Below are 9,132 nucleotides of genomic sequence, written 5' to 3'. Positions count from 1 at the left end.
GGGACTGCGTGAGCAGGGCACCCTCCAGCACCGCGAGGCGGTCCGACAGGCCATTGGTGCCGATGATGGAGCGCACGGCGCGTGTCGCAGGCCGCAGGATATCTCGAATCAAGTCCATTCCCCCCGAGCCACCTGAAGGCTGGTTCCATCATCCTGCCGGTGGAACGGACCGCGGGGAATGACCTATTTCGTGCCGGGGCTGGCGGAAAGGCGCGCAAAAGGAAAGCGCCCCGGACGACTGGCCCAGGGCGCTTCGAAGCGGATGCCGAAGAGGGTGGCGGGGGAGGGGCCCGCCGGGCCGGGGCTCAGGCCCGGCCGTAATTGTCCTCGTAGCGGACGATGTCATCCTCGCCGAGATAGGAGCCCGACTGCACCTCGATCAGGGTCAGCGGGATCATGCCCGGGTTCTCCATGCGGTGGACGCAGCCCAGCGGCAGATAGACGCTCTCGTTCTCGCGGACGAGCAGGCGCTCGGAATCCCGCTCCACGATGGCGGTGCCGTTCACCACGACCCAGTGCTCGGCGCGGTGGTGGTGCTTCTGCAGGCTGAGCTTCTGGCCCGGGCGGACCTGGATCTTCTTCACCTGGAAGCGGTTGCCGAGGATCAGGCCCTCGTAGTGACCCCAGGGGCGATAGGCGCGGCGGTGCTCGGTCGCCTCCTTGATCCCGGCGGCCCTCAGCTTCTCCACCAGCTTCTTCACGTCCTGCGCCCTGTCGCGGGACATGGCGAGCACGGCGTCCTCGGTGACGACGATCACCGCGTCCTTGAGGCCGACCACGCCGGTCAGCATGCCCTCGGAACGGACGAGGCAGCCCTCGGCCTCCACCAGATGGACGGGACCGTGGGTGGCGTTGTCCTTCTCGTCCTTGGGCGAGACGGCCCAGAGGGCATCCCAGGAGCCGACATCGGACCAGCCTAGCGATGCGGGCACGACCACGGCATGCGGGGTCTTCTCCATCACCGCGTAGTCGATGGAGATGGAGGGCGCCTTGCAGAAGGCCTTGGCGTCGAGGCGCACGAAGTCGAGGTCGCGCTTGGCACCCTCCACCGAGGCGCGCACGGCCTCCATCAGCTCGGGCGCCAGGCGCTCCAGCTCCGCCAGCCAGGTCGCGGCGGAGGCCACGAACATGCCGGAATTCCAGAGATGGCGGCCGCCCTCCAGGAAGTGGCGGGCGGTGGCGGCGTCCGGCTTCTCGACGAAGCTCTTGATCTTGAAGAGCCCCTCTGCCCCTGGCAGCGGGTCGCCGGATTCGATGTAGCCGTAGCCGGTCTCGGGCGCCGTCGGCTTCATGCCAAAGGCCACGATGGAGCCCGCCTCGGCGGCCGCGGCGGCCAGCTTCACCGCTTCCAGCAGGGCGTCCTTGTCCTGGATCACGGCGTCGGCGGCCATGATCCAGAGGATGGCGCGCGGGTCCTGCTCGGCGGCGATCAGGGCAGCGGCGGCGATGGCGGGGGCGGAGTTACGGCCCTCCGGCTCCAGGACGATGCGCGCGCCCTCGATGCCGTCCTCGCGCAGCTGCTCGGCCACCAGGAAGCGGTGCGGTTCCGAGGCCACCAGGACGGGCGGCGCGAAGCCAGGGCCCTGGGCACGGCTCGCCGTGGCCTGGAGCATGGTCTTCTCGCCGACCAAGGGCCAGAACTGCTTCGGATAACCCTCGCGCGACAGGGGCCAGAGCCGGGTGCCGGTCCCTCCGCAGAGGACGACGGGAATGAGAGACGCAGCGGCAGCTGTCATCGATCGCGCGGGTCCTTACACTCGGTAGCCTCACGACCTAGCGGAGCGCTGCCTAAAAGGGAAGCGGGCCATAGGCCCGCTTCTAATTTAGAAACTTGTTACTTTTACAAGATCATTCCGCGATGGCCTCATCCTTCTTGCGACGCAGCGCGGGAAGCATCATCGAGCCGAGGACCAGGGCGCAGATCACCAGCAGGCAGGCGCTGATGGGGCGGTTGGCGAAGTCGATGAAGACATAGGCGTCGCCGCGCGAAAGCAGCATGGCGCGGCGCAGGTGCTCCTCCATCATCGGGCCGAGCACGAAACCGATCAGCAGCGGGGCGGCCGAGAGGTTCAGCTTGGTGAAGACATAGCCCAGGATGCCGAAGGCCAGCGTCTGGTAGACGTCGAAGACGCTGTTGTTGAGCGAGTACACACCGATCATGCAGAACATGAGGATGGCGGGGTACATGTACTTGTAGGGCACGCTGAGCAGCTTCACCCACATGCCGATCAGCGGCAGGTTGATGACCAGCAGCATCAGGTTGCCGATCCACATGGAGCAGATCAGGCCCCAGAACAGGTCGGGCTGGGCCTCGACCATGCGCGGGCCGGGCTGGATGCCCTGGATGATCAGGGCACCCACCATCAGCGCCATCACGGCATTGGCCGGGATGCCCAGCGTGAGCAAGGGGATGAAGGAGGTCTGGGCGGCGGCGTTGTTGGCGCTCTCGGGGCCGGCCACGCCCTCGATGGCGCCATTACCGAACTCGTGGCGGTACTTGGAGACCTTGCGCTCCAGCATGTAGGAGCCGAAGGCCGACAGCGCCGCGCCGCCGCCGGGCAGGATGCCCAGCACCGAGCCCAGCACCGTGCCGCGCAGCACCGAGGGGGTGGCGCGGCGGAACTCCTCCCTGGTCAGCCAGAGGCTGCCGATCTTGGTCTTGAGCACCTCGCGCGCCTCGGGGCGCTCCAGGTTCAGGATGATCTCGGAGATGCCGAACATGCCCATGGCGATGGAGGCGAAGCCCAGGCCATCGGAAAGCTCGGGGATGCCGAAGGTGAAGCGCTGCTGGCCGGTCTGCACGTCGGTGCCGACCAGGCCGAGGGCCACGCCCAGCACCACCATGGAGATGGACTTGAGCACCGAGCCCTGGGCCAGCACGGCCGAGATGATCAGGCCGAGCAGCATCAGCGAGAAGTAGTCCGCCGGGCCGAAGGAGAGCGCCACCTGGGTCAGCAGCGGGCCGGAGGCCGCCACCACCAGGGTCGCCACCGTGCCGGCGAAGAAGGAGCCCAGCGCGGCGATGGTCAGCGCCGCCCCCGCCCGCCCGTTGCGGGCCATCTTGTAGCCTTCGAGCGTGGTCACCACCGAGGAGACCTCGCCCGGCAGGTTCAGCAGGATGGCGGTGGTCGAGCCGCCATACTGCGCGCCGTAGTAGATGCCGGCGAGCATGATGATGGCGGTGGTGGCGGGCTGGCCGAAGGTGATGGGCAGCAGCAGGGAGATGGTGGCCACCGGGCCGATGCCCGGCAGCACGCCGATGGCGGTGCCGATCAGGGCGCCGAGCAGCGCGAAGAGCAGGTTGTCGAGGGAGAGCGCGACGCCGAAGCCGTGCGCGAGGTTCGCGAAGAGGTCCATGGTGCGTCCGCTCTCAGAAGGCCGTCGGCCAGACCGGCACCCGGATGTCGAGCTGCCAGATGAAGATGACCCAGGCCATCACGACCAGCGCCACGAGCATGCCCAGCACGCCCCGGGCCGTGTGGCTGCTGTCGGCGAAGACGCTGACGGTCAGGCTCAGCACCAAGGCCACCACCAGCCCGAGCGGCTCCAGCGCCAGGGCGAAGATCGCCATGCAGACGCTGACCAGCGCCAGCGGCCGCCAGCCCGGCGAGGCCGCCATGATGCCCAGCCCGACCACGAAGGCAAAGCCGACCTGGCGCCAGTTGCCCTCGCCCACTCCCATGCGCTCCAGCACCTGCCAGACCACCAGCCCCGCCGCGGTGCCGAGCAGCACCGTGGTCAGGTCCGTGTTCGTCCAGCGCTCCAGCGCGTCGGGGCCGCTGCGCAGGCTCACCAGCACAACCAGCGCCCCCAGGATCAGCAGCAGTACGAATACCAGCATGGGCATGTAGCCCGGCCCCATCCGCCGGGCATCGCCCAGCGTATGGTCCGTGTTAAGCCAGAGCCCGACCAGGGCCAGCAGTACCAGCAGCCCCCCCGAGATCAGGTCCTTCGTGTTGATCTTCACGCGTCTTGTCTCCGAATCGCGCTACGCGGCCGGTTCGGGCCGGGCATGGCCTCATCCTCAGCCACCCCGGATGGGGGAGAGGCAGTGTCCAGCAAAGGCATGGGGAGGGGGTGGCGGGCCGGCCGCGCCGGATATCCTGGCATCCGGCACCCGGCGCGCTGGCCGGTGGCGCCCTGGGCGAGCGGCATCCCATTATCCTCCCATGACTTTGAAGTTGACCAAGCGTAATGCGGGGAAACACACCGTCGCAAGGGATCGCCCTTGTGGGATGCCCCACCTTTTTTCATGCTGCCCTGCAGCAGGGGGCGGCTGCCCCTCCACTTTCCCATCCCGCGCGACCCTCCGGGCGATTTCCACCCGCCAGGGCACGCGTCCCGCGCCCTCCGGAGGCCCCCCGTGACGGAACCACGCCCCAATGACCCCACCGGCCGAATCGCCGGCATCGCCGAGGCCGCCGAGGCGCGGCTGATCGGCCTGCGCCGCGACATCCACGCGCATCCGGAGCTGGGCTTCGAGGAGGTGCGCACCGCCGGGATCGTGGCGGCGGAGCTGGCGCGGCTGGGCATCGCGCACCGGACCGGGGTGGGGCGGACCGGTGTGCTGGGGGTGATCGAGGGCGGTCGGCCGGGGCCAACCCTGGCGATCCGCGCCGACATGGACGCGCTGCCGATCCACGAGGAGACGGGACAGGGTTTCGCCAGCACCGTGCCGGGCAAGATGCATGCCTGCGGCCATGACATCCACACGGTGACGCTGCTCGGCGTGGCGGAGGTGCTGCGGGAGATCGCCCCGATGCTGGCGGGTCGCGTCGCGCTGGTCTTCCAGCCGGCGGAGGAGATCCTGGAGGGCGCCGCCGCCATGATCGCCGACGGGGCGGCGGAGGGCGTGGACATGGCGCTCGGCTTCCACAACGTGCCGGACAGGCCGGTCGGCAGCTTCGGCTATGTGAGGGGGACGGGACTGGCGGCCTCGGACCTGTTCGACCTCACCATCCGGGGGAAGTCGGGCCATGCGGCGCACCCTTACGCGGCGGTGGACCCGATCGTGGCGGCGGCGCAGTTCGTGTCGCAGGTGCAGACGGTGGTGAGCCGCGAGGTGCGGCCGCTGCACCCCGCCGTGGTGACGGTGGGCATGTTCCAGGGCGGCACGACCTACAACATCATCCCCGAGCGCGTGGCGCTGAAGGGCACGGTTCGGACGCTGCACCCGGAGGCGCGCGACACCGCCGAGGCCGCCATCCGCCGCCTGGTCGCCGGGCTGGAGCTGGGGATGCGCGTGACCTGCGAGCTGAACTATGCCCGCCGCGTGCCGCCGCTGGTGAATGACGACCGGGTGCTCGACCCCTCGGTGGCGGCGATCCGGGCGCAGCTCGGCGTCGAGCCGGAGGCGGGGGAGCCGAGCATGGGGTCGGAGGATTTCTCCGCCTTCTCGGAGCGGATGCCCGCCTTCCAGATGCTGATCGGCTCCGGCGCGCCGGGGCGGGACGACCGGCTGCACAACGCCTTCTACCAGCCCGACGAGCGCTGCATCGCGCTGGGCGTGCAGGCGCTGTCCCGCGCGGCACTCGAATTGCTGTCCTGAGCGTGACGGGTCCGATAGGGGACGAGATCGGCATGAAAGTCTGCGTTTTCGGCGCCGGGGCGATCGGCGGCCATCTGGCGATGCGCCTGGCGAAAGGCGGGGCGGAAGTGTCCGTGGTCGCGCGGGGCACGCAGCTCGCCGCCATCCGTGCACGCGGCCTGACGGTGCGGGCCTATGACGGCGAGCACCACGCACGCCTCGCCGCGTCGGAGGACCCGGCGGAGTTCGGGCCGCAGGACGTGGTGGTCGTCACCACCAAGTCGCCCGCCCTGCCACAGGTGGCCCGGGCGATCAGGCCTCTGCTGGGGCCGGAGACCGCCGTCGTCTTCGCGCTGAACGGCATTCCCTGGTGGTATCTCGACGGGGCCGGCGGGGTGCTGAAGGGGCAGCACATGCCGGAGCTCGATCCGGGCGGGGTGCTGCACGGCGCCATCGGCATCGGGCGCACGATCGGCGGGGTGGTCTATTCCTCCTGCACCGTGGTCGAGCCCGGCGTGATCTCGGTGGAGGGCAAGGGCAGCCGCCTGATCCTGGGCGAGCCGGACGGGCGGGTGACGCCGCGCATCGAGGCGCTGGCCGGGCTGCTCCAGGCCGGCGGGCTCACCGAGGTGCCGGTGACCACGGAGATCCGCAAGGAGGTCTGGGCCAAGCTGATGGGCAACATCTCCTATGGGCCGCTCTGCATCCTGACGCGGCGGAACCTGCGCGAGACCTATGCCGACCCCGCGGTTGCCGCGGCCGCGGAGCGGATGATCCGCGAGGCGCAGACCATCGCCGCCGCGCTCGGCATCACGCTCGACACCGATCCGGTACAGCAACTCGCCGGTGTCGGGCGCAGCGCGCACAAGCCGTCGATCCTGCAGGACCTGGAGCTCGGCCGGCAGATGGAGGTGGAGTCGATCCTGCTGGCGCCGCTGCGCATCGCCCGCATGGCCGGGGTGGCAACGCCGACCCTCGACCTCGTCGTGGCGCTGGCAAGGAGTGTCGCCGAGGGCGCCGGCCTCTACACGCCAGCGGGATAGGGCGGTGCGGCGGGCAGGCTGGTCTGGCCCAGCACCCAGCCTTCCCAGTGCCGCACCCAGGGATCGTCCGGCACGAAATCCGGCCGGATGCCGTCCAGCACCCCGATGAGGCCGAGCAGGCCGAGCAGGCTGTCGAAGCGGTCCTCCCCGGCGGCATCGGCGCCGAAGCCATCCGCCATGGCCTCCGCCAGAGGCGCGTCCGGCCGGACGCCCAGCCGGGCCATGGCCTCCCGCAGTTCCGGCAGCACCCGGAGGCGCACGGTGCGGTCGCGCTTGCTGCCGGACAGGCGCAGGCCGAGATGGCGCAGGCATTCGGCCGGATAGACCTCGGCCAGCACGGCCCGGCCCGGCGCCAGCAGGCCGTGCAGCCCGCCCTCGAAGGGCCAGAGGCGGTAGGGGGCGCCGGCGGAAAGGGCCGGGACCAGCCAGTCCCTCCAGGCGGAGATCGCCGCCTTGCCGGTCTGGTTCGCCCCCAGCGTCCAGAAGAGCGGCGCCCCAGCGGGGCGTTCCGCGGTGGCGAGGTCGCAGAGCCGGCACAGGCCCGACGCATCCGCCATGCCCAGCGCCAGGGCATGTTCCAGCCGGGTCATGCCGCGCATCCCGCGCGCCGGGTAGAAGGGACTGCCGGCCGAGACCTCGGCCACCGTCTCCGCGACGCGCCAGAAGCCGGGCTGCCGCGCGAGGCCGCGCAGGAAGGCGGGGAAGTCCGGTTCGGGGCGCGCCCGGGCATAGGCGCGCGGCAGGCCGAGCGGCAGGTCGAGCCCCAGCGCCACGGTGGGCCCCTCCGCCAGCAGGGCGGCGGCCCAGGCAGCGGGCTCGCCGACCGGGCGCGGGGCGGTGGCAAGCCAGCCACCCGGTCCCGTGCGCCGGGCGCCGGTGAACCAGCGCTTGCCCGGGTTCACCGACCAATCGGCATGGGCCGCGATCATCGCCCGCACCTTGCCGGGGCCGGTGCCGGGCTTCAGCCGATCGGCTTGTTGGCCTTTTCCATCAGCTTGCTGAAGAAGGCGCGCGCCTTGCCCGGCGGCTTGGGCGCCTCGGTCGCCGCGGCTTTCGCCGTCTCGCGCTCCCGCTCGCGGGATGCGAGCCACTTCTCCAGGCTCATGCCCGCCTTGGCCGCGCGCTTGGCCTCATAGGCGCGCTGGCCCTCCGTCAAACGGCGCTCCGGTGCAGCCATCTTTTCCCTGATCCCCTATGCCCTGTCGGCGGCGGGTGTTTCGCGCGGCGGCGCGGCGTCGGCAAGAGGCTGCGGCGGGGCTTGCGCCGCAGGCGCGGCGACGGCACCTCCAGAAGCATGGAAGCGCGCGTGAAAGCCGGTATCTGGGCCTCGATGGCCCTTCGCCTCGGGGACCAGGCCGGCCGCCCCGGCATGGTGCTGCGCAAGGGGGACCCCGACAGCGGCGGCATCCTCTGCGTCCTGCACGGACGGGAGGGCATGGTCGTGCTGTCCCAGGTGCGCGACGCCGAGGGCCGGCAGGCCTGGATGCGTGGCACCGGCACGGCGGCGGTGGACCAGGAGGCGGCCGATGCCTATGTCGCCCGGCAGGTGAAACGCGACCCGGACCTCTGGGTGCTGGAATTCGAGGCTCCGGACCTCCTGCCGCCCTTCGAGGCGAAGATCATCTGATCCGGCCCCCGGCCTGGGGCGTTGCTCTGCGTGGCCAGCCCCGGGCGGGGGGCGGGGGAAAGGCAGCGCCTTGCCGCCAAGGAACGGGTTGCCGGACCAGGGGGCTGGCCGGCCTCAGCGGTCGGTCAGCCGCAGTTCGATGCGCCGGTTCCGCGCCAGGGCCTCGGGGCTGTCGCCCGGGTCGATCGGCTGGTTGTCGCCAAAGGCGGCGGCGGCCACCCGGTTGGCGGGCAGGCCCTCGCTGATCAGCAGCTGCGCCACGGCGATGGCACGGGCGGCGCTGAGCTCCCAGTTCGAGGCGAAGCGCCCGCCACCACGGAAGGGCGTGCGGTCGGCATGGCCATCGACGCGCAGGATCCAGGGCGTGCCGGGCGGGATACGGCCGGAGATCTCCTTGAGCACCCCGGCGATCTGGCGGATCTGCGCCTTGCCGCTGTCGGACAGGTCGGCGCTGCCCACGGGGAAGAGCACCTCGGACTGGAAGACGAAGCGGTCGCCGACGATGCGGATGTCGGGGCGGTCGCCCAGCACCTGGCGCAGCCGGCCGAAGAAGTCGCTGCGGTAGCGCTGCAGTTCCTCGACCTTGGCGGCGAGGGCGGCGTTCAGGCGGCTGCCGAGATCGGCGATCTGCGCGTCCTTCTCCTGCCCGGACTTCTGCTGCACGTCGAGCGCGGCGGCGAGGCGCTGGAGCTGTGCCTTCAGATCGTCGATCTGCCGGGCCAGCAGGGCGGCCTGGGCCTGGGCGCTTTCCGACAGGCGCACCGCCTCGCCATGGGCGTGCTGCTCCTCGCCGAGCTTCGCCTGGGCCTCCTGCGCCTGCTTCTCCAGCTGGTCGCGCAGCGCGGTCAGGGCGCGCACCTGGTCGGCGAGCTTCGCGGCCTCGGCCTGGAGCGAGGCGATCTGTGCCTGGGACTGGGCCTGGGCCTGGGCCAGCG

Annotated in this window: 9 protein-coding genes; 3 read left to right on the top strand and 6 right to left on the bottom strand. The window is 71.0% G+C overall.

Annotated features, from left to right (window positions below; translation table 11 throughout):
- Positions 1–305: 305 nt before the first annotated feature.
- From ROTAS13_RS14000 to ROTAS13_RS13990, 3 genes are all read right to left on the bottom strand, one after another.
- Positions 306–1,736 carry a mannose-1-phosphate guanylyltransferase/mannose-6-phosphate isomerase gene (locus tag ROTAS13_RS14000; protein ID WP_026033269.1) on the bottom strand — a complete coding sequence of 477 codons (1,431 nt, stop codon included), beginning with the start codon at positions 1,734–1,736 and terminating at the stop codon, positions 306–308.
- 112 nt (positions 1,737–1,848) lie between these two features.
- Entirely contained in the window at positions 1,849–3,357 is a 1,509-nt protein-coding gene (locus ROTAS13_RS13995) for a tripartite tricarboxylate transporter permease (protein ID WP_019461547.1), read from the bottom strand.
- A gap of 13 nt (positions 3,358–3,370) precedes the next feature.
- Positions 3,371–3,967, bottom strand: coding sequence for a tripartite tricarboxylate transporter TctB family protein (locus ROTAS13_RS13990; RefSeq protein ID WP_019461546.1), 597 nt, complete (start codon positions 3,965–3,967; stop codon positions 3,371–3,373).
- A 396-nt stretch (positions 3,968–4,363) separates the two neighbouring features.
- Between ROTAS13_RS13990 and ROTAS13_RS13985 the strand changes: the two genes are divergently transcribed.
- The gene (locus ROTAS13_RS13985) at positions 4,364–5,548 is read left to right on the top strand and encodes a M20 family metallopeptidase (RefSeq protein ID WP_019461545.1); all 1,185 of its coding nucleotides are present in this window, start codon (positions 4,364–4,366) and stop codon (positions 5,546–5,548) included.
- A 32-nt stretch (positions 5,549–5,580) separates the two neighbouring features.
- Positions 5,581–6,570 (top strand): ketopantoate reductase family protein, encoded by a 990-nt coding sequence (locus ROTAS13_RS13980; RefSeq protein ID WP_075822643.1) that lies wholly within the window; start codon positions 5,581–5,583, stop codon positions 6,568–6,570.
- On the opposite strand, the gene ROTAS13_RS13975 is transcribed toward ROTAS13_RS13980, so the two are convergent.
- Positions 6,552–7,499, bottom strand: a complete 948-nt coding sequence (locus ROTAS13_RS13975) for a hypothetical protein (RefSeq protein ID WP_019461542.1) — start codon at positions 7,497–7,499, stop codon at positions 6,552–6,554. The two genes, ROTAS13_RS13980 and ROTAS13_RS13975, sit on opposite strands and share 19 nt — an antisense overlap.
- A 32-nt stretch (positions 7,500–7,531) precedes the next feature.
- Positions 7,532–7,747 (bottom strand): hypothetical protein, encoded by a 216-nt coding sequence (locus ROTAS13_RS13970; protein ID WP_037249763.1) that lies wholly within the window; start codon positions 7,745–7,747, stop codon positions 7,532–7,534.
- Between the two features lie 117 nt (positions 7,748–7,864).
- Here ROTAS13_RS13970 and ROTAS13_RS13965 point away from each other — a divergent pair, with 117 nt between their 5' ends.
- A complete protein-coding gene (locus ROTAS13_RS13965; RefSeq protein WP_075822642.1) occupies positions 7,865–8,197 on the top strand; it encodes a DUF1491 family protein in 333 nt (110 codons plus the stop codon).
- Between the two features lie 114 nt (positions 8,198–8,311).
- On the opposite strand, the gene ROTAS13_RS13960 is transcribed toward ROTAS13_RS13965, so the two are convergent.
- On the bottom strand, positions 8,312–9,132 hold an 821-nt coding region (locus tag ROTAS13_RS13960; RefSeq protein WP_139323359.1), incomplete at its 5' end, for a peptidoglycan -binding protein.

This window comes from Roseomonas sp. TAS13, from assembly GCF_001950415.1.
In the GTDB taxonomy this organism is placed as follows: Bacteria; Pseudomonadota; Alphaproteobacteria; order Acetobacterales; family Acetobacteraceae; genus Roseomonas; species Roseomonas mucosa.
The sequence above is the reverse complement of the archived record's forward strand: the minus strand, read 5'-3'. Positions and strand labels throughout refer to the sequence as shown.